This window comes from Nocardia callitridis (assembly GCF_039543305.1).
Lineage (GTDB): Bacteria > Actinomycetota > Actinomycetes > Mycobacteriales > Mycobacteriaceae > Nocardia > Nocardia callitridis.
Genome location: NZ_BAABJM010000001.1, coordinates 642,606 through 664,301, shown reverse-complemented (window position 1 = coordinate 664,301; position 21,696 = coordinate 642,606). Strand labels below are relative to the sequence as shown.

Genomic DNA, 21,696 nt, shown 5'->3' with positions numbered 1-21,696 from the left:
CCCGCGCGCCACATCGGGTGCGCTCCCATCCTGGTCCCCGCGGCCGAATCCATTGTGAAACTCTGGAATTCTGCCACTACCGCCTGGTGAGAGCTCTGGGATTATCACTCATCGACCCGCTCCCGCACCGACCAGTCGTTAGGCTCGGACGGTGACCGAGCTGGGCGATATCTTCGAGCCTGGATCACCGCACGGCAGAACCTATGCCGCGCTGGTGCATCATCCGCGATCGAGCCTCGCCGAAATCGCGCAGTATCTGGGTGTTTCGCAGCAGGATGCCGCGGCGTCGGTGGAGGTACTCGTGCGGCTGCGAGCCGTGGCTCCTACCGAAACGCCTGAGGGCGAAAAGGTTTGGGACGCGCACGCGCCGGAATCGTTGTCGGAGGCCGAAGCTCGACGCAGGCAGCACGAGATCAACCAGATGCACACCGCCGCCGCACGGTTGAGCGAGACATTCCGTTCGGTGCGTCGCTCGCCGCGGCACAACGGTGCCATCGTGCCGGTGTTCGAACGCATGGAGATGCTGGCCGACTTCGAGGAGATCCAGAACGGCGCGCGCACCGGCGTCAAGATCATCGAACGCGCACCGTTCCTCAGCGATCTCGAACGCGAGCGTCAACAGTTCCTGCTCAAGCGCGCCCGCCTCGGTGCTGGCCTGCGCTACCAGACGCTCTACCAGGACACCGTCTACCAGGATGCGCAACGATTGCGGCACGCCTTGGCGGCCAACGCGGGGGGAGCGCACGCGCGGACGTTGCCGGAGCCGCCGTTCAAGATGATCGTCGGTGACGACGATCGCGGCTGCCTCGTGCTGCACGCCGACGAGCGCCGTCCCGACCCGATGGGCCTGCGGATCACCGGGTCGCCCGCGTTGGAGCTGCTGATCAACACCTTCGAAGTGTTGTGGTCGATGGCCGCGCCCATCTCGGTCAACCCGACCGCGGAAGCGCTGGACGAGCGCGATCGCGCGATCCTCACCCTGATGGGCCTCGGCGCGACCGATGACACCATCGCGCGCAGGCTCGGCATGTCCCGGCGTACCGTGGTCCGCCGCACCGCCCGACTGCTGGAACGACTCGGTGCGAGCACCCGATTCCAGGCCGGGGTACAGGCCACGCGTCGCGGCTGGCTGTGACCTACTTCACCCACTCGGGGGTGTACTGCAACACGATCGGCCCCACACCGATATACCGGCTGGTAACCGCTCGCGACACCGTTTCGTGTGACGGCGGGGGCGTCCGACCAGTACACGGTGAATGGTGAGTAGAGAAGGAGCCGAGAACACGGCACGGGCCGCGGCAGGCGGTAACCGTGGCAATCCGATACAGACGCGCGTGGCAACCGAGCATGGGCCGATATGATTGCTCGGACCGCGCCGGTCCCGGTCGCACAGGGCTGCCCTCGAGGTGGGCTGGGCCGGGTCTCAGCTCGACGCGAGAGGTGTTAGCACTCGAATGGAAACCGTCCGTCGTTCCGCGCGTGGTAGCCGTCGCCGTAGGTCGGGAAGCGCGCTGTTCGGACAGCTGCTGACCGGTGCGGTGGAATCAGCTGCCGACGAAGTAGCGATCCGGTTCAACCCGACCGGCGAGCCCGCCGATCAGCGCGAACTCACCTACGCCGAACTCGACGCGCGGTCTTCGCGATTGGCGAGGGAGCTGATCGAGCGTGGTGTCGGACCGGGCGACGTGGTCGCGATCGGTATCGCGCGCGGTGTCGAATCGGTGCTCGCGGTCTGGGCGATCGCGAAGACCGGTGCCGCGTATGTGCCGATCGACCCGACCTATCCGCTCGAGCGCATCAGCCATATGGCGACCGATTCCGGCGCCGTCCTCGGGCTGACCACCTCGGCGCACCGTCCCGTGCTCGGCACCGCGATCTACTGGATGGAACTCGACGACCAGGTACAGGCCGCGCGGATCGCCGACCGACCGGCGCACCCCATCTCCTACGCCGACCGCGTGCGTCCGCTCGACGAGCGCCATCCCGCCTATGTCATCTACACCTCCGGTTCGACCGGGCGGCCGAAGGGTGTTGTCGTCACCCACTCGGGTCTGGCCGCGCTGGTGGCCGCCGAGCGCGAGCATTACGGCGTCACCGCGGATTCGCGTGTGCTGCACGTGTGTTCGCCGAACTTCGATGTCTCGGTGCTCGAACTGCTGCTGACCTTCTCGACCGGCGCGACCATGGTGATCGCGCCGCCGTCGGTGTTCGGCGGATTCGAACTCGCCGACCTGATCAAGCGCGAGCACGCCACGCACATGCTGATCACGCCCGGTGCACTGGAATCGGTGGATCCGACCGGCCTCGATGAGCTGCGGGTCGTGATGGTGATCGGCGACCGCTTCGGCCCGGAGCTGGTCGCGCGCTGGGCGGCCGACCACGAGTTCTACAACGCCTACGGCCCCACCGAGGCCACGATCGTCGCGACCGGGACGCCGCCGTTGGTGCCGGGCGAACTGATCAATATCGGTGCCGCACTGCCGGGTATCGGCGCGTTCGTGCTCGACGCGCGGTTGCGCCCTGTCCCCGCCGGTGTGCTCGGCGAGCTGTATCTGTCCGGTCCCGCCCTGGCGCAGGGGTATCTCGGACGACCGGGGTTGTCGTCGGGACGTTTCGTGGCCAGCCCGTTCGGCGAGGAGACCGGTGCGCAGGGCACGCGGATGTATCGCACCGGTGACCTGGTGCGGCGGGTGGATTTCCAGGGCAGCAACGTCATCGAGTACATCGGGCGTACCGATTTCCAGCTCAAGGTGCGTGGGTTCCGCATCGAACTCGGCGAGATCGACAACGCGATGACCGCGCACCCCGACATCGACTTCACCGCGACCCTCGGCAAGCAGATGCCCTCCGGCGCGACGGCGTTGGTGTCGTATGTGCTGCCGAGGGATGGCGCGACGGTCGACACCGGCGAGCTGGCGGCGTTCATCGGGGAGTCGTTGCCCGCGTACATGATTCCTACCGCCATCATGGTGCTGGACGAGATCCCGCTGACCCCGGTGGGCAAGCTGGACCGCGCGGTGCTGCCGGATCCGGTTTTCACCGCGCGCGCGTTCCGCGCACCATCGACGCCGATGGAAGAGGTCGTCGCCGACGTTTTCGCGGCGCTGTTGATCGCCGGTGACGAGGCGCGCGTCGGCGCGGACGACGATTTCTTCGAGCTGGGTGGTAACTCGCTGCTGGCCGCGCAGGCCGCGGCCAGGATCGGCGCCGCGTTGGATCTGCGTGTTCCCGTGCAGTTGGTGTTCGAGGCGACGACGGTGGCCGGGTTGGCCGAGCGGGTGCAGCAGCACGCGGGTTCGGCGGCGGGGCAGGCGCTGCACGCGATGCCGCGCCCGGAGCGGGTGCCGCTGTCCTACGCGCAGCAGCGGATGTGGTTCCTCAATCGCTTCGATCCCACCAGCGGGGTCAACAATATTCCGGCTGCGGTGCGCCTGTCCGGTGCGCTCGATCTGGACGCGTTGCGTGCGGCGGTGCGCGATCTCGTTGGACGCCACGAGGTGTTGCGTACCAGGTACCCCGAGGTCGACGGTGCGGGTTATCAGCTGATCCTGCCGCACGGCGATCCCGCCGCGGTACCCGAACTCGCGGTCGAGTCCGCCACCGAGGCCGAGTTGCCCGCGTTGGTCCTCGAGACGGTGATCGCCGGTTTCGATGTGACCGCGGCGCCGCCGCTGCGGGTGCGGGTGCTCGAGCTCGACGAGACCGAGCACGTGTTGGTGTGCGTGGTGCACCACATCGCCGGTGACGGTGTCTCGATGGGTCCGTTTACGCGTGATCTGATGACGGCCTATCTGGAACGCCTGCGCGGCGGCGACCCGGAATGGCCTGCGCTCGAGGTGCAATACGCCGACTACACGCTGTGGCAGCGCGAAATTCTCGGTAACGAGAACGACCCCGATTCGTTGCTCGCCCAACAGATCTCGTACTGGCGTGCGGAATTGTCGGGGCTGCCAGAACAATTGGACCTGCCCGCCGACCGTCCTCGGCCCGCGGTCGCCACGAACCTCGGCGCCACGGTGGACTTCGCGATCGACGCCGAGGTGCACAAGGCGCTGAATCGGGTTGCGCAAAGCCATAATTCGACCGTCTTCATGGTCGTGCACGCGGCGCTGACGGTCCTGCTCGCCCGCTTGTCCGGTACCCGCGATATCGCCGTGGGCACCCCGGTCGCCGGTCGCGGTGAGGCCGCGCTCGACGACCTGATCGGCATGTTCGTCAACACGCTCGTGCTGCGCACCGAGCTGGATTCCTCGCTGAGCTTCGCGGACCTGCTCACCGAAGTGCGGCGCTCGGATGTCGAGGCCTTCGGCCACGCCGACGTGCCGTTCGAGCGGCTGGTGGAATTGCTCGACCCGGTGCGTTCGGCCGCGCGTCACCCGCTGTTCCAGGTGATGTTGACCTTCCAGAACACTCCGCGCACCGAACTGGAACTGCCAGGTCTCTCGGTGTCCGGCGTTGATCTCGAGGTGGCGCTGGCGAAGTTCGACCTCCAGTTGGCCGTGGTCGAGCAGGCCGACGAGCACGGTGCTCCCGAGGGGATCGGCGCGGCGTTCACCTACGCCACCGATCTGTTCGACGAGGCGACCGTGATCGACTTCGCCGACCGTTTCCAGCGAATTCTGCATGCGGTCACCGAGGATCCCTCGGTGATCGTCGGCGACATCGATGTGCTCGCCCCCGGCGAACGCGATCTGGTATTGCACGAATGGAATACGCCGGGTGCCGAGGTACCCGAGGTGACCATGGTCGACCTGATCGGCGCGCAGGCGCGCAGTCGCCCCGACGCGGCAGCGATCCGGTTCGGCGACACCACGCTGAGCTTCGATGAGTTGCAGCGCCGGTCCAACCGGGTCGCTCGTGCGCTGATCGAACGCGGTGTCGGACCGGAATCGGTGGTCGCGGTGGCGCTGGGGCGCACCGAGGAGCTGCCGGTCGCGTTGCTCGGCGTGCTCATCGCGGGCGCCGCCTACCTGCCGATCGACACCACCTACCCGCAGCAGCGGTTGGAGTTCTTGCTGTCGGATGCCGCACCCGCGTGCGTCCTGACCACCGGCAGCGAACTGGAATCCGTTCCCGTGGGCCAGGTTCCGGTCGTCCTGCTGGAGGACACCCACGGGCTGTCGGATGCCAGGGTGCGCAACCGTGATCGGGTGACGCCGCTGCGTCCCGATGATTTGGCCTACGTCATCTACACCTCGGGCTCCACCGGTGTGCCCAAGGGTGTCGGGGTGGCTCATCGCAATGTGGTGCAGCTGTTCGCGAATACCCAGTCGCGCTTCGACTTCGATGAGAGCGATGTGTGGACGCTGTTCCACTCGTTCGCCTTCGACTTCTCGGTGTGGGAGCTGTGGTGCGCGCTGGCCAACGGCGGCACCGTCGTCGTGGTCGACTACCTCACCTCGCGTTCGCCCGAACAGTTCCGTGAACTTTTGGTGCGCGAGCAGGTGACCGTGCTCAACCAGACGCCATCGGCGTTCTATCAGCTGGCCGAGGCCGACCGTGCCGCGCCGGCGGACGAGGACGGTCTCGCGTTGCGTTACGTCGTCTTCGGCGGTGAGGCACTGGATCTGCGGCAGCTGCGACGGTGGTACGAGCGCCACGCGGTGGACGCGCCCTGGCTGGTGAACATGTACGGCATCACCGAGACCACGGTGCACGTGTCGTTCCTCGCGTTGGAGGAGCAGATGATCGACAACGCGGCGTCGGTGATCGGACGCGCGTTGCCCGGCCTGGACGCCTACGTGCTCGATGACCGACTGAATCCCGCGCCGGTCGGTGTCGCGGGGGAGATCTATGTGGCTGGCGCGCAGCTCTCGCGCGGTTACCTCGGCAAGCCGGGGATGAGCGCGGGCCGTTTCGTGCCGAACCCGTTCGGCCCCGGCGGTTCTCGGATGTATCGCACCGGTGATATCGGCCGTTGGGTCGGCATCGGCGCGCAGCCGACGCTGGAGTACGCGGGCCGCGGCGACCAGCAGGTGCAGTTGCGCGGCTTCCGTATCGAACTCGGTGAGATCGAGTCGGCGCTGCTGAATTGCACCGGCGTGAGCCGCGCCGTTGTCGCCGTCCGCGCCGATGAGCAGGCGGGCGATCGGCTGGTCGGCTACGTCGTCGGTGATACGGGCGTGCGGTTGGAGTCGACCTCGCTGCGCGAGCAGGTGGGGGAATTTCTCACCGGGTACATGGTCCCCGACGCGGTGGTCGTTGTGGATGCGCTGCCGCTGACCGCCAACGGGAAGCTGGACCGAAGGGCCCTTCCCGCACCGGAATTCGTGGGCAGCGCGGCCTATCGCGCGCCGAGTTCACCGGTCGAGCAGGCCGTGGCCGACGTGTACGCCGAGTTGCTCGGCGCGGGCGAGGTCGGTCTCGACGACGACTTCTTCTCCCTCGGCGGCAACTCGCTGTTGGCGACCAGGGTGATCGCGCGGATCAACGAGGCACTGGACGCGAACGTGATGGTGCGCGAGCTGTTCGAGGCGCCGAGTGTGGCCGCGCTGGCCACCAGGGTGGTGCCTGGTGCGGCGCGGGGCGCGACGGCGCGTAAGCCGCTGAAGCGCGCGGAGCGGGACGGCCCGGTGCCGTTGTCGTTGGCGCAGCAGCGGATGTGGGTGATCAATCAGTTCGATCCCGAATCGCCCGCCTACAACATTCCGATGGCGATCCGGCTCGTCGGCGCGCTCGACGTGTCGGCCCTGCGCTACGCCATGGCGGATGTGTTGGAGCGGCACGAGTCCTTGCGGACCAGGTATCCGGCCGATGGTCCGGATGGCCGGCCGCACCAGGAGATCTGCTCGGTGCGCACTACGTTGCCGAACGGGTTGGAGGTCATCGAGACCGAGGATCCGATCGCCAAGGTGACCGCGTTGATGTCCGCGGGATTCGATGTCACCCGCGAGGTTCCGGTGCGGGCGATGGTGTTGGAGATCGGTCCCGACGAGTATCTGCTTGCCTTGGTCGCCCATCACATCGTGGCCGATGGCGCGTCGATGGCGCCGCTGGCGCGTGACCTGATGACCGCGTACTTCGCGCGGATCGGCGGCAATTCGCCGAGGTGGTCGCCGCTGGAGGTGCAGTACGCGGACTTCGCGATCTGGCAGCGCGAGGTGATCGGCACCGATGACGACGAGAATTCGGTCGCCGCACGGCAATTGGCCTACTGGCGCGGCCAGCTCGACGGGCTCAGCGGCGAATTGGAGCTGCCGTTGGACCGTCCGCGTCCCGAGGTGCCGAGCCTGACCGGCGCGAGTACCGGGTTCAGCCTTTCGGCCGATGTGCACGACGATTTGAATCATCTTGCGCGTGAGCATAATTCGACACTGTTCATGGTGGTCCACGCCGCGCTGGCGGTCTTGCTGGCCCGGCTGTCGGGCGATTCCGACATCGCCATCGGCACGCCGATCGCCGGACGTGGGGAGCGCGCGCTCGATGACCTGGTCGGCATGTTCGTCAACACGCTGACGCTGCGGCTGCCGGTGCGCGGGCAGACCAGCTTCGCGGAGCTGGTCGAGCAGGCGCGCGAGACCGACCTCTCGGCATTCGCGAACGCCGATCTGCCGTTCGAGCGGGTGGTCGAGGTGGTGGCGCCGGGACGAGCCACCACCAACAATCCGCTGTTCGACGTGATGCTGTCGTTCCAGAACAATGAGCAGCCCACCCTGGAACTGCCGGGTCTGACGGTGTCGGCGCTGGACACCGACACCGTGGCCGCCAAGTTCGACCTCCAGGTGAATGTGTTGCCGCAGCACGAGGCCGACGGTTCGACCGGCGAACTGAACACGGTGATCACCTACGCGACCGATATCTACGACGAGTCGACGGTGCGCGCCATCGCGGGCAGGCTGGAGCGCATCCTGCGGGCCGTGGCCGCCGACGCGCGGATCCTGGTCGGCGATATCGACATTCTCGACGCCGACGAGCGGGAGCGTATCGGCGCCGCGGCCGAACCGGCGCGTGGCACCGAAACTCTCGCGGCAACACCGGGTACGGCATTGACACAGGCACTGGCCGCGGCGGTCGAAGACGATCCCGACGGCCCCGCGGTGGTCTTCGGCGAGGACGCGGTGTCGTATCAGGATCTCGATGCCCGCTCCTCGCGGCTGGCGCGCGTGCTGATCGGCCGCGGTGTCGGACCAGGCAATGGTGTCGCGGTGCGGTTGGATCGCGGCGTCGACGCGGTGGTCGCGCAGTGGGCTGTGCTCAAGTCCGGTGCGGCGGTGGTTGCGGTGGACACGCCCACCTCGGTGCTGCCCACCGAACTCGAGGTGAAGGTCGGACTGACCGCCGACGCGGCATCGGCCAGCGGGTCGGTGGATTGGCTTGTGCTCGGTGACGCCGCGGTGTCGGCGGAGATCGCGGGCGAGTCGGCGCGGCCGGTGACCTACGCGCATCGCATTCGCGCGCTGCGCGGTGCCGATCCCGCGTTCGTCGGCGCGGACACGGTCAGCTACGACGAGGTGGCGGCGGTCGCCGATCGGTTGCGTGCGCGCACCGAATTGACCTATGAGGCACGCAGTTTCCACTCCGGTCGACCGGAGAGCTTCGCCGCGCTGGTCGAGGTGGTGGGTGTCGGCTGTGCCGGCGGGTCCGTGGTGGTCGCCGACGGCGGTTCGACCGAGGCGCTCGCCGACGAGTGGATCACCCATCTGTTCGCCGACGAGTCCGGTCTCGCCGCGCTCGATCCCTCGGCGTTGGAGGACTTGCGGGCGGTGCTGCTCGATGGCGTCGCGTCGGCACCGGCGGGTGGCTGGTCCGAGGTGGGCGTAGTGATCGAGCTGGCCGACCTGCTCGACCGGAAGTGAGGCGCCTCGGGCGCGTGAGCCACTCGGCCCCGGGGCTGGGTTCGGCTCGAGGGAAACGGCAATGGCGCATGCGCGCTATCGGTGTGCGACGGACAGGATGTAGCGGGGTTTTGATGGTTGGCGTTGCGGCGGGAGACAGCGGCTCGAGGTCCGGGCGCGACGGCGAGTTGGTGTCCGCGTGACGCGCCCGGCACGGGTGCGGCCGACCCGCACACGACGGCCGAGGGTCACCACCCTGCCGCAGCTGATGACGACGGCGGTGGAGGCGAATCCGCACGGTGTGGCTGTCGAGTTCGCCGATGCCACCGGCTCGCTCGGGCGTCTCGACTACGCCGAACTCGACACCAGGTCCTCCCGGCTTGCCCGACTGCTGATCGATCGGGGCGTCGGGCCGGAAGATCTTGTCGCGGTGGGCATTCCACGTTCGATCGACTCGGTCGTCGCGGTGTGGGCGGTGGCCAAGACCGGAGCGGGTTTCGTGCCGGTCGACCCGAACTATCCGACCGACCGGGTCGCGCACATGGTGCGCGATTCCGGTGCGGTGCTCGGCCTGACCGTCGACGCGGTGGCCGAGGAACTGCCGGACGCGGTGCGGTGGGTGGTCATCGATTCCGCCGATGTCGCGGCGACGCTGGAAGAGCACTCGGCCGAGCCGGTGACCTACGCGGATCGCTTGCGGCAGTTGCGTGCCGAGCACCCGGCCTACGTGATCTACACCTCGGGTTCGACCGGCATGCCGAAGGGTGTTGTCGTCACCCAGGCGGGGTTGTCGAGCTTCTGCGACGAGCAACGCGACCGGTATCGGGTCACCAGCAGCGCGCGCACGTTGCACTTCGCCTCGCCGTCGTTCGACGCCTCGGTGCTGGAACTGCTGCTGGCGCTGGGGGGTTCGGCCACGATGGTGGTGGTCGCGCCGACCGTGTACGGCGGTGACGAGCTCGCGGGATTGCTGCGTCGCGAGCGGGTGACGCACGCGTTCATCACTCCGGCGGCGCTGGCGTCGGTGGATCCGAAGGGTTTGGACGACCTGCGGGTGGTGGTGGCCGGTGGCGAGGCGTGCCCGCCGGAGTTGGTGCGGCGCTGGGTGATCGCGCTCAGCGCCGATTCGACCGAGGCGGGAGCACCCGCGCAGACGGTCAGGGAGTTCTATAACGGGTACGGTCCGACCGAGACCACGATTATGACCAATATCAGTGCCCCGCTCACGCCGGGGCAGCTGGTGACCATCGGTGCGCCGATCCGTGCGATCAGCGAATACGTCCTCGACGAGCGGCTGGTCCCGGTCCCGGTCGGCGCGGTGGGCGAGCTGTACATCACCGGTGCGCAACTGGCCCGCGGCTACCACCGGCGTCCCGCGTTGAGTGCCGCACGCTTTGTGGCGAACCCGTTCGACACCGAGCACCCCAGGCTCTATCGCACCGGCGACCTTGTCCGTCGCGGCTCGGATGGTGCGCTGGAGTACCTGGGCCGCAACGACTTCCAGGTGAAGATCCGTGGCTTCCGGATCGAGCTCGGGGAGATCGACGCGGTGCTCGCCGCACACGAGTCGATCGATTTCGCGGTCACCGTCGGCCACGAACTCGACAGTGGCGCCACGATTCTCGCCGCCTACGTGCACGCGGCGCCCGGAGCGGATGTCGTCGACCAGGACGCCCTGCTCGCGCATGCGGGTGACCATCTGCCCGCGCACATGATCCCCACCAGCCTCACCGTGCTCGAAGAGATACCGCTCACGCCGGTCGGCAAGCTGGATCGACGCGCATTGCCCGCTCCTCGCTTGCAGGCCAAGGAGTTTCGCGCACCCGCCGGTGAATCCGAAACGCTGGTCGCCGAGGTGTTCGCGACGCTGCTCGGCACCGGTGACGCGATCGGCGCCGACGACGACTTCTTCGAACTCGGCGGCAATTCGCTGATCGCGACGCAGGTCGCGGCGCGGCTGGGTGCGTCGGTGGGTGGCAGGATTCCCGCGCGCACGGTGTTCGAGGCCTCGACGGTCGCGGCGCTGGCGGCCAGGCTGCCCGAATTCGAGGGCGGGCGCAAGCGCCACGAGCTGGCACCCATGCCGCGCCCCGACCGGATCCCGTTGTCGCTGGCGCAGCAGCGCATGTGGTTTCTCAACCAGTTCGACACCGCGTCCGCGGCCAACAACATCCCGTTCGCGATCCGGCTGTCGGGCGCCCTCGATGTGACGGCGCTGCGCGCGGCGATCGGCGACGTGATCGAGCGGCACGAATCGTTGCGCACCGTGTATCCGTCTGTCGACGGCACCGGTCACCAGGTGATTCTGCCCGCGACCACACCTGAACTGACCCCGAACGAGCTGACCGCCGAGGGAGTCGAGGGCTGGTTGCGCGGATTCGCGCTGGCCGGATTCGATGTCGCGGACGAGGTGCCGCTGCGGATCGCCCTTGCTCGACTCGGTGCCGAGGACTATCTGCTCGCGGTGGTCGTGCACCACATCGCGGCCGACGGCACCTCCATCGCGCCCCTGGTGCGCGACCTGATGACCGCCTATTTCGCCCGCACGGCGGGCGCGGCACCGCAGTGGGCGCCGCTGCCGGTGCAGTATGCCGACTACACGTTGTGGCAGCGCGATGTGCTGGGTGAGGAGTCCGATCCCGAGTCGATCGCGGCCACCCAAATTGCCTTCTGGCGCACGACTCTCGCGGATATCCCGGACCGGCTGGAGCTGCCCGCCGATCGGCCGCGTCCGGCCGTGGCCAGCGGTGTCGGCGCGGTGTTCACCTTCGAGATCGACGCCGAGACGCGACGCGGACTGGAAGCGATCGCGACGGCGCACGGCGCCTCGCTGTTCATGGTGGTGCACAGCGCCTTCGCGGTGCTGCTGGCCCGGCTCGCCGACGCCACCGACCTCACCATCGGCACCCCGATCGCCGGTCGCGGCGAGGCCGAATTGGACGACCTGGTCGGCATGTTCGTCAACACACTGGTGTTGCGCACGCCGGTCGATCCCGCCGCCACCTTCGGTGAGCTGCTCGCGGCGACGAAGGAAACCGACCTCGCTGCCTTCTCGCATGCCGAGCTGCCGTTCGAGCGACTGGTCGAGGTGCTCGACCCGGTGCGTTCGCAGGCGCACCACCCGCTGTTCCAGGTGGCGTTGTTCTTCCAGAACATGGCGACCGCCGAGCTCGAGCTGCCGGGCTTGTCCGCGCAGGCCGTCGAATTCGACGGTGCCGTAGCGAAATTCGACCTGCAGCTGACCGTGGTTCCGGTCGAGGACACCGATGCCGGTCTTTCGGCCATGTTCACCTACGCCGTCGACCTTTTCGACGAGACCACCGTCGCGGACTTCGCCGCCCGGCTGCGCAGGGTACTGCGCGCTGTCGCCGCCGATCCCGATCGGGCGGTCGGCGATATCGATCTGCTCGCGCTGGTCGAGCGGGACCGAATCCTGCACGAGTGGAACGACACGCACACTCCGGTGCCCCAGGAGTTACTGCTCGATGGGTATCGCAGGACGGTGGCGGCGCACCCGGACGCGATCGCGGTGTCCTACGAGGGCGTCGAGCTGACCTACGCGGAGTTCGATGCCAAGGTCAATCAGCTCGCTCGGCTGCTGATCGCCGACGGGGTCGGCGCGGAATCGTTGGTGGGCTTGGCAATTCGGCGTTCGGTCGACCTGGTTGTCGGCATGTACGCGATCATCACCGCCGGTGGTGCGTATGTGCCGCTGGACCCGGATCATCCCAGGGAACGGATCGCGCACATCCTGGAAACCGCGCGGCCCAACAGTGTGGTGACCACCTCGGATGTCGTGCTGCCCGACACGGTGACGGCCTTGGAGATCGACCGATTCGCACTCGCCGAGTTCGACGGCTCCCCGGTGCGCGCCGACGAGCTGCGGCGCCCGGTGCATCCCACGAATCCCGCCTACGTCATCTTCACCTCGGGGTCGACCGGACGCCCGAAGGGTGTGGTTGTCTCGCACGCCGCGATCAACAATCAGGTCGAGTGGATGCTCGCGGAGTACCCGCTGCGCGGCGACGATGTGTACTTCCAGAAGACGGCGACGACCTTCGACGTATCGCTGTGGGGCTTCTTCCTGCCGTTGCGGGTGGGCGCCAAGCTGGTAATCGCGACACCGGATGGCCACCGCGATCCCGGCTATGTGGCGGAAACGATTGCCGCGCAGGGGGTTACCGTCACCGACTTCGTTCCTTCGATGCTGACGGTGTTCGCCGCGCACACCACCGCGGGCTCGTGTACTTGCCTGCGTGAAGTGTTCGTGATCGGCGAGGCGTTGCCGCCGGAGACCGTGACCGCCTTCGCCGCCATCTCCGATGCGACCGTGCACAATCTGTACGGACCGACCGAAGCCGCTGTTTCGGTGACCTATTGGCCCGCCGACCCGGAATCCGAGCGGACCGTCCCGATCGGGTTGCCGCAGTGGAACACCCAGGTCTATGTGTTGGATTCTCGGCTGCGACCGGTGCCGGCGGGTGTCGCGGGTGAGCTGTACCTCGCGGGCGATCAGTTGGCGCGGGGGTACAAGGGCCGACCCGACCTGACCTCGGATCGCTTCGTGGCCAACCCCTTCGGCACCGGCGAACGGATGTACCGCACCGGGGACCTGGTTCTGTGGCGCAAGGAACCGGGCCCCGACGGTGCCGTCGACGACGGTGACACGGTGCTCGACTACCTGGGCCGCACCGACTTCCAGGTGAAGTTCCGTGGCCAGCGGATCGAGTTGGGGGAGATCGAAACCGCGCTGCTGGCACAGCCTTCGGTGAGTCAAGCCACGGCGCAGGTGGTGTCCTCGGCGCTGGGGGATCAGCTCGTCGGCTACGCGGTGGCGGCACCCGGCGCGACGATCGACCCCGCCGCGCTGCGTACCGCGCTCGGCGAAAGCCTTCCCGCGTATATGATTCCGTCCTCGATCGTCGTGTTGGACGCCTTTCCGCTCAATTCCAGCGGCAAGCTGGACCGTAAAGCGTTGCCGGAGCCGACTTTCGAGACGCGCGAGTTCCGTGCGCCTTCGACACCGGTCGAGGAGATCGTCGCCGGGGTATTCGCTGACGTACTCGGCGTGCACACGGTCGGCGCCGACGACGACTTCTTCGCGCTGGGTGGCAACTCGCTGATCGCGACGCAGGTGGTGGCCAGGCTCGGCGCCGCCGTAGGTTCGCGAGTCGCGGTACGGACCTTGTTCGAGGCGCCGACCGTGACGGCGCTGGCCGGGGCGATCGAATCCTCGGTGCACCGACGCCGGGGTGTCGAACTCGGCAGCGTCGAGCGGCCGGAGAAACTGCCGTTGTCACTCGCGCAGCGGCGGATGTGGTTCCTCAACCGTTTCGACCGCTCCGAGGACGCGACAACGGATTCGGTGGGTTCGGCCGCCTACAACCTGCCGTTCGCGCTGCGGCTGAGCGGCGCGCTCGATGTAGACGCGCTCGGTGCGGCGCTGCACGACGTGTTGGTGCGCCACGAGGTGTTGCGCACGGTGTACCCGGAGACCGAGGACGGTCCGGTGCAGGTGATACTGGCGCCGAATGAGGTGGCATGGGATGTGGCCGCTCGGCCGACCGCCGTGGACGCTGTGGTGGGCGCGGTATACGAACTGGCCGCCACGCCGTTCGACGTGACCACCGAGGTGCCGTTGCGGGTGGCACTGCTGCGGGTCGAGGGCACGCGCGAGGAGCAGCGCGGCGCCGCCGCGACGGCCGCGGCCGAGACCGACGGTACGGCGCACGTCACCGAAGGCACCGAGGAGCGCACCGGCGGTGCCGATTACGTGCTCGCCGTGGTCGTGCATCACATCGCGGCCGACGCATCCTCCATGGGGCCGTTGGCGCGCGATGTGATGATCGCCTATGCCGCGCGCACCGAGGGTGCGGCGCCGGGCTGGGCGCCGCTGCGGGTGCAGTACGCCGATTACGCGCTCTGGCAGCGCGCGGTGCTCGGTGCCGAGGACGATGCGGAATCGATTGCCGCCCAACAGATCGCCTACTGGCGCGAACATCTCGCCGGACTGCCCGATGTGTTGGAACTGCCGAACGATCGTCCGCGCCCCGCGCTGTCGACGCTCGCGGGCAGCAGGACGGAGATCGCCGTCGACGCGGCGACGCACGCCGGATTGGTGGCACTCGGCAGGACGCACGGTGCCACCCTGTTCATGGTGGTGCACACCGCGTTCGCGGTGCTGCTGGCGCGGCTGTCGGGTACCGACGACATCGCGGTCGGCACCCCGGTCGCCGGGCGCGGTGAACGCGAACTCGATGACCTGATCGGCATGTTCGTCAACACCGTGGTCTTCCGCACCCGGCTGGATTCGGGTGAGTCGTTCGCCGATCTGCTGGCCAGACAACGGGAATCGGACCTGCGCGCGTTCGCGAACGCCGACATTCCGTTCGAGCGCCTGGTCGAGGTGCTCAACCCGCCGCGCTCCACCGCACACCACCCGCTGTTCCAGGTCGGATTGTCGTTCCAGAACATCGCGCGCACGGCGCTGGAACTGCCGGGGCTCACCGTCTCCGGCATCGACGCCGAACTGGATGTGTCGCAGTTCGACCTGCACCTGATCATCGGCGACGCCTACGACGACGCGGGCGCGCCCGCGGGTCTCGGCGGTTTCCTCACCTACGCCACCGACCTCTTCGACGCCGCGACCGTGCGCGGATTCGCCGAGCGATTCTCGCGCATCCTCGCGGCCGTGGTCGCCGATGCCGGTGTGGCCGTGGGCGATATCGAGTTGTTGGAAGCTGCCGAGCGCCAGGAACTGGTGTCCGCACGCAATGCCACCGACCACCCGGTGGATTCGTCGGCGACCTTGGTGTCGCTGCTGGATGCGACCGTGGCCGCGGGCCCGAAGGATGCCGCGTTGGTGACCGACGACGGGTCGGCTCTCACCTACGCCGAGTTGGATGCGCGGGTGAATCGTCTTGCGCGGTATTTGGTTTCGGTGGGTGTTGGTCCGGAGTCGCGGGTCGCCTTGGGTATTCGTCGTTCTGTCGACTTGGTTGTCGCGATGTATGCGGTGGCGAAGTCCGGTGGTGCGTATGTGCCGATCGACCCTGATCAGGCGGCGGAGCGTACGGATTACATTCTCGAAACCGCGGGACCGGTCTGTGTATTGACCAACGCGGAAACCGCGTTCGCGACCGAGATCGTGCCTGTGCTGAATGTGGATGAACTCGATCTGGCGGGTTCGAGTGCTGCTCCGGTCACCGACGCCGAGCGAGTCGCACCGCTGCGGTCGGGTAACACCGCCTATGTGATTTTCACGTCGGGTTCGACGGGGCGCCCGAAGGGTGTGGCGGTGTCGCATTCGGCGATTGCGAATCAGTTGCGGTGGAAGGTCACTGAATTCGGTTTGGATGCTGCCGATGCTGTCTTGTTGAAGACTGCGGCGACGTTCGATCTGTCGGTGTGGGAGTTCTGGTCGGCGGCGGTGTGTGGTGGTCGTTTGGTGATCGCTTCTGCTGAAGGACACCGTGATCCGGCGTATTTGAATGAGTTGATGGCCCGTGAGTGGGTGACCACGTTGCATGTGGTGCCGTCGATGTTGGATGCGTTGACGGCGTCGGCTGATTTCCCTGGTTCGTTGTGGCGTGTGTTGGCGATCGGTGAGGCGTTGCCGGGGTATTTGGCGCAGCGGTTCCTGCGTGATCACCCGCGTACGGAGTTGTTCAATCTTTATGGTCCGACCGAGGCTGCGGTGTCGATCACCAACCATCGGGTCACCACTGCTGATGTGGTGTCGGTGTCGATCGGTGCGCCGGAGTGGAACAGTCGGGTGTATGTGCTGGATGGGCGTTTTCGCCCGGTGCCTGCTGGTGTGTCGGGTGAGTTGTATTTGGCGGGTGCGCAGTTGGCTCGCGGTTACTTCGGTCGCGCGGATCTGACCTCGGATCGTTTCGTTGCTGATCCGTTCGCTGTGGGGGAGCGGGTGTATCGCACGGGTGACCTCGTCGCGTGGACCGCCGATGGTGAGCTCGAGTATCGGGGTCGTACGGATTTCCAGGTGAAGGTTCGTGGTTTCCGTATCGAGTTGGGTGAGATCGAGGCGGCGTTGACAGCGTTGCCTGAGGTTTCACAGGCGGTGGTGGTCGCGAAGTCGGATTCGAGGACTGGTGATCGTTTGGTCGGTTACCTGGTCGGGTCAGCGAATCATGCCGCGGCTCACTCGCCGAGCGAGGCTGCGGCGTTGGCGAATTCGGCTTCGGCTCCCGAGTCGGGCGTGGTCGAGAATTCGGCCGTTGCCGCGCCAGCGGTGACCGATGCGAGCGCGCGGACCCGTGTGGGGACGGATGTGGATGCTTCGGCTATGCGTGTCGATGTGGCGCGGGTGAAATCCGCGTTGTCGGCGGCATTGCCGTCGTACATGGTGCCGTCGGTGTTCGTGGTGTTGGACGCGTTGCCGTTGAATATCAACGGCAAGATCGATCGGAAGGCTTTGCCGGAGCCGGAGTTCGAGGCGCGGGTGTTTCGTGCGCCGTCGACGCCGATCGAGGAGATCGTGGCGTCGGTGTTCGCCGAGGTGCTCGGTGTCGAGCGTGTGGGTGCCGACGATGATTTCTTTGCCCTCGGCGGTAACTCGTTGGTGGCGACTCAGGTGGCTGCGCGGATCGGTGCCGAGTTGGATTCGCGTGTTCCTGTGCGTGTGGTGTTCGAGGCGTCGACTGTTGCTGGTTTGGCGTTGAAGGTCGAGCAGCATGCGGTGTCTGGTCGTCGGGCGTTGGTGGCGGGTCCGCGCCCGGAGTCGGTGCCGTTGTCGTTGGCGCAGCAGCGGATGTGGTTCCTCAACCAATTCGACACGAACTCGGCCGTGTACAACATCCCCGCCGCGATCCGGCTCACCGGGACCCTCGACACCGAGGCATTGGCGCTGGCCGTCGCCGATCTGGTCGCCAGGCACGAGATCCTGCGCACGATTTATCCACAGACCGCCGACGGCCCTGTGCAACAGATCCTTCCGGCCAGCGAAGTGCCGATCGAGGTCACCCCCGACGGGATCGCCTCGGCCGAGATGGCCGGTGCGGTCTACCGCATCGTGGCGGCGGGTTTCGACGTCACCACCGAGTTGCCGTTCCGTGCGCGGCTACTGCGCATCACCGACGCCGCCGATCCCGACGTGCCCGAATACATCATGGTGTTCGTCGCGCATCACATCAGCACCGACGGCTGGTCCATGGGGCCGCTGACCAGGGATCTCATGCTCGCCTACGCGGCGCGCAGCGGCGGCGAAGCGCCCGCTCTCGCGCCCTTGCCGGTGCAGTACGCCGACTACAGCATCTGGCAGCGCGAGGTCCTCGGCGCCGAGGACGACCCGACGAGCCTGCTCACCACGCAGACCGAGTACTGGCGCACCACGCTGGCCGGACTGCCCGACGAGATCACGCTGCCCGTCGATCGCGCGCGGCCCGCGCAATCGACCTACCGGGGCGACACGCTCACCTTCGAGATTGATCCACAGTTGCACACAGCCCTCGACGCGGTGGCCGAGCAACACAATTCGACGTTGTTCATGGTGGTGCACGCCGCGCTGGCAGCGGTGCTGTCGCGGCTGTCGGGCAGCTCCGACATCGTGGTCGGCACCCCGGTGGCCGGACGCGGCGAAGCCGAACTCGACGACCTGATCGGCATGTTCGTCAACACCCTCGTGCTGCGGACCGAGATCGATCCCGGCGTTTCGTTCACCGACCTGCTCGCCCAGGTTCGCGCGATCGATGTCGCGGCCTTCGGTCACGCCGACATTCCGTTCGAGCGGCTGGTGGAGGTACTCGACCCGCCCCGGTCGGCGGCACGCCATCCGCTGTTCCAGGTGATGCTGGTGTTCCAGAACCTGGCCGAGGTCGCGTTGGAGCTGCCAGGGCTCACCGTGGCAGGGATAGACCCGCAGATCCAGCCCGCCAAGTTCGATCTGCAACTGACCCTCGCGCAGGCGCGCGACACCAAGGGCATGTCGGCGGTGCTCACCTACGCCACCGACCTGTTCGACGCCGCGACTATCCGCGAGTTCGCCGATCGACTGCGTCGCACGCTCGACGCGGTGGCCGCCGAGGCGAGCGCACCCGTCGGCGACATCGATGTCTTCGCTCCCGGCGAGCGCGAACTGGTGCTGCGCGAATGGAATTCGCCCGGCGCATGGGTTCCCGGCGCGACCCTGGCGCAGCTCGTCGCCGAACAGGCGTGGCGACGGCCGAACGCGACCGCGATCCGATTCGGCGACCGCACGCTCACCTTCGCCGAGCTGCAGCGCCGCGCCAACCGGGTCGCTCGCGCGCTGATCGCCCAGGGCGCGGGACCGGAATCGCTGGTAGCCGTAGCGGTTTCGCGGACCGAGGACCTGCCCGTCGCGCTGCTCGGCGTGCTCACCTCGGGTGCCGCCTACCTGCCGATCGACGCCACCTATCCGGTGCGACGGCTGGAGTACATGCTCACCGACGCCGCGCCGGTATGCGTGCTCACCACCGCCGACGAACGCACCGCGGTGCCGACGGGTGAGCTGCCCGTCATCCTGCTCGACGAGGTGTTGCGCAGCGGCGCAACGAAATTCGCTGACGCTCCGGTCAGCGACGCCGATCGCATCGCCCCGCTGCGTCCCGACAACCTTGCCTACGTTATCTACACCTCCGGTTCGACCGGTGTACCCAAGGGCGTCGGTGTCGCGCACCGCAATGTGGTGGAACTTTTCGCCAATACCCAGCCGCTGTTCGGCTTCGGCGAGACCGACGTGTGGACGCTGTTCCACTCCTTCGCGTTCGACTTCTCGGTGTGGGAACTGTGGTGCGCGTTGGCCACCGGCGGCTCGGTGGTGGTGGTCGACTACCTCACCTCACGGTCGCCGGAACAATTCCGCGCATTGCTCGCGCAAGAGCGCGTCACGGTGCTCAACCAGACTCCGTCGGCGTTCTATCAGTTGATCGCGGCCGACCGCCTTGCCGAAGCGGGCGAGACGGCCCTGCGGTATGTGATCTTCGGTGGTGAGGCGCTCGACCCGCGCAAGCTCGGCCGATGGTATGAAAACCACGGCGACACCGTGCGTTTGGTGAATATGTACGGCATCACCGAGACCACGGTGCACGTGAGCTTCCTGCCCATGGCGCCCGAGGACGCGCGGGGATCGGCCAGCGTCATCGGGCGGGCCATCCCCGGCCTCGACGCCCATGTGCTGGACCGGCGCTTGCATCCGACGCCGGTCGGGGTGGCCGGCGAGGTGCACGTGGTCGGTGCTCAACTCTCGCGCGGCTATCTCGGCAAGCCGGGACTCACCGCGACCCGCTTCGTCGCCGATCCGTTCGGTGCCGAAGGGGCGCGGATGTACCGCACCGGCGACGTCGGGCGCTGGAGTGCACGCGGCGCGCTCGAATACGCGGGCCGCAGTGATCAACAGGTGCAACTGCGTGGCTTCCGTATCGAACTCGGCGAGATCGAGGCGGCGCTCACCCGCTGCGCCGGGGTCGGTCAGGCCGCGGCGGTGGTGCGCACGGACTCCCGTGCTGGCGATCGCCTGGTCGGCTATGTGGTGGCCGAGGGGGCCGCCGACCTCGAGCCGTCCACCGTGCGTGCCGACGTCGGCGGATTCTTGACCGGTTATATGGTCCCGGACGCCGTGCTGGTGCTGGACGCGTTACCGCTCACCCCGAACGGGAAACTGGACCGAAAGGCCCTGCCCGCGCCGGAATTCGGCACCGCGGTGGCATTCCGCGCACCCGAGTCGCCGGTGCAACGCGCGGTGGCCGAGGCGTTCGCCGATCTGCTCGGTGTGCGGCGAGTCGGCCTCGACGACGATTTCTTCTCCCTCGGCGGTAACTCGCTGCTCGCCGCGCAGGCTGTCGGGCGGCTGCGCGAGGCGACCGGTGCCGCGGTGAGCGTGCCGTGGCTGTTCACCGACACCACCGTCGCGGGACTGGCCGCGCGGATCGAGGGCCAGGCGCATGCGGATGGGGTCGCCGCCGCCGACGACGCGCTCAACGTCCTGCTGCCGATCCGGCCGGGCGAGGGCATGGCGCCACTGTTCTGCGTGCACCCGATGTACGGCCTGGCCTGGTCGTATGCCGGTCTCGCGCAGTACGTTCGGCCCGAACAGCCGATCTATGGCCTGCAATCGCCTGCACTGTCCGAAGACGGTGAACTGCCCGCGACGCTGGCGGAGCTGGCCGCGCGCTATGTCGCCGAGATCAGGTCGGTGCAGCCGCACGGGCCGTATCGGTTGCTCGGCTGGTCGCTGGGCGGTGTGCTCGCGCACGCCATCGCGACGATCGTGCAGGCCGAGGGTGAGCGGGTCGAATTGCTCGCGATGCTCGACAGCCATCCGGATCCCGACGTGGTCGGTTTCCGTGGCGCGGTGCGCGGCGCGCTGGCCGAACTCGGCCTCGGCGCGGACGTGATCGCCGCCGACGACGATATCGCCGACCTGACCGACGACGCGCTGGCCACACTGCACGCGCTGATCCCACCGGAGCTCGTCGCGGTGACGCCGCAACGGTTGCGCACGATGTATCGCGGCGCGGTACGGTCGGCGGAGTTGATCGCCGCGTACCGGCCGGAGGTATTCGACGGCAGCGTGGCGTATTTCAGCGCCGCCGTCACCGACCCTTCCGACGAGTTGCCCGCCTCGGCACGCAACTGGGAGCCGTTCGTCTCGGGCGCGGTGATCGACCGGCCGATCGGGGTGATCCACGCGCTGATGGCCTCGCCGGAGGCGTTTGCCGAGATCGGTCCGCAGCTGGCGGAGCTCCTCGACGACCTGGGGTAATCGGCGGTTGCCACGGTGACCGCCCCAATCCGAAGGCGGCAGGGAATAATCATCCCCAGCCACCACCTCGACCCGGCAGCACGGCCGGGCCGAAGTGGTGTCGGTGAACGCGACGATCGGCATGCGCATACCCGCTGACCTGGGCCGGGACGGTGGTGCGCGCGTGTGGTGACAACAGGCAGG

The 21,696-nt window shown here is 67.7% G+C and carries 3 protein-coding genes; all 3 read left to right on the top strand.

Annotated elements, in window-relative coordinates; all coding sequences use genetic code 11:
• Positions 1 to 151: 151 nt before the first annotated feature.
• The 3 genes from ABEA50_RS02895 (at position 152) to ABEA50_RS02885 (ending at position 21,513) form a co-directional block, all read left to right on the top strand.
• Positions 152 to 1,135 (top strand): LuxR C-terminal-related transcriptional regulator, encoded by a 984-nt coding sequence (locus ABEA50_RS02895; RefSeq protein WP_345493416.1) that lies wholly within the window; start codon positions 152 to 154, stop codon positions 1,133 to 1,135.
• 319 nt (positions 1,136 to 1,454) lie between these two features.
• Positions 1,455 to 8,795, top strand: a complete 7,341-nt coding sequence (locus ABEA50_RS02890) for an amino acid adenylation domain-containing protein (RefSeq protein ID WP_345493415.1) — start codon at positions 1,455 to 1,457, stop codon at positions 8,793 to 8,795.
• Positions 8,796 to 8,973: 178 nt separating this feature from the next.
• Positions 8,974 to 21,513 carry an amino acid adenylation domain-containing protein gene (locus ABEA50_RS02885; RefSeq protein WP_345493414.1) on the top strand — a complete coding sequence of 4,180 codons (12,540 nt, stop codon included), beginning with the start codon at positions 8,974 to 8,976 and terminating at the stop codon, positions 21,511 to 21,513.
• The last annotated feature ends 183 nt before the right edge of the window (positions 21,514 to 21,696 follow it).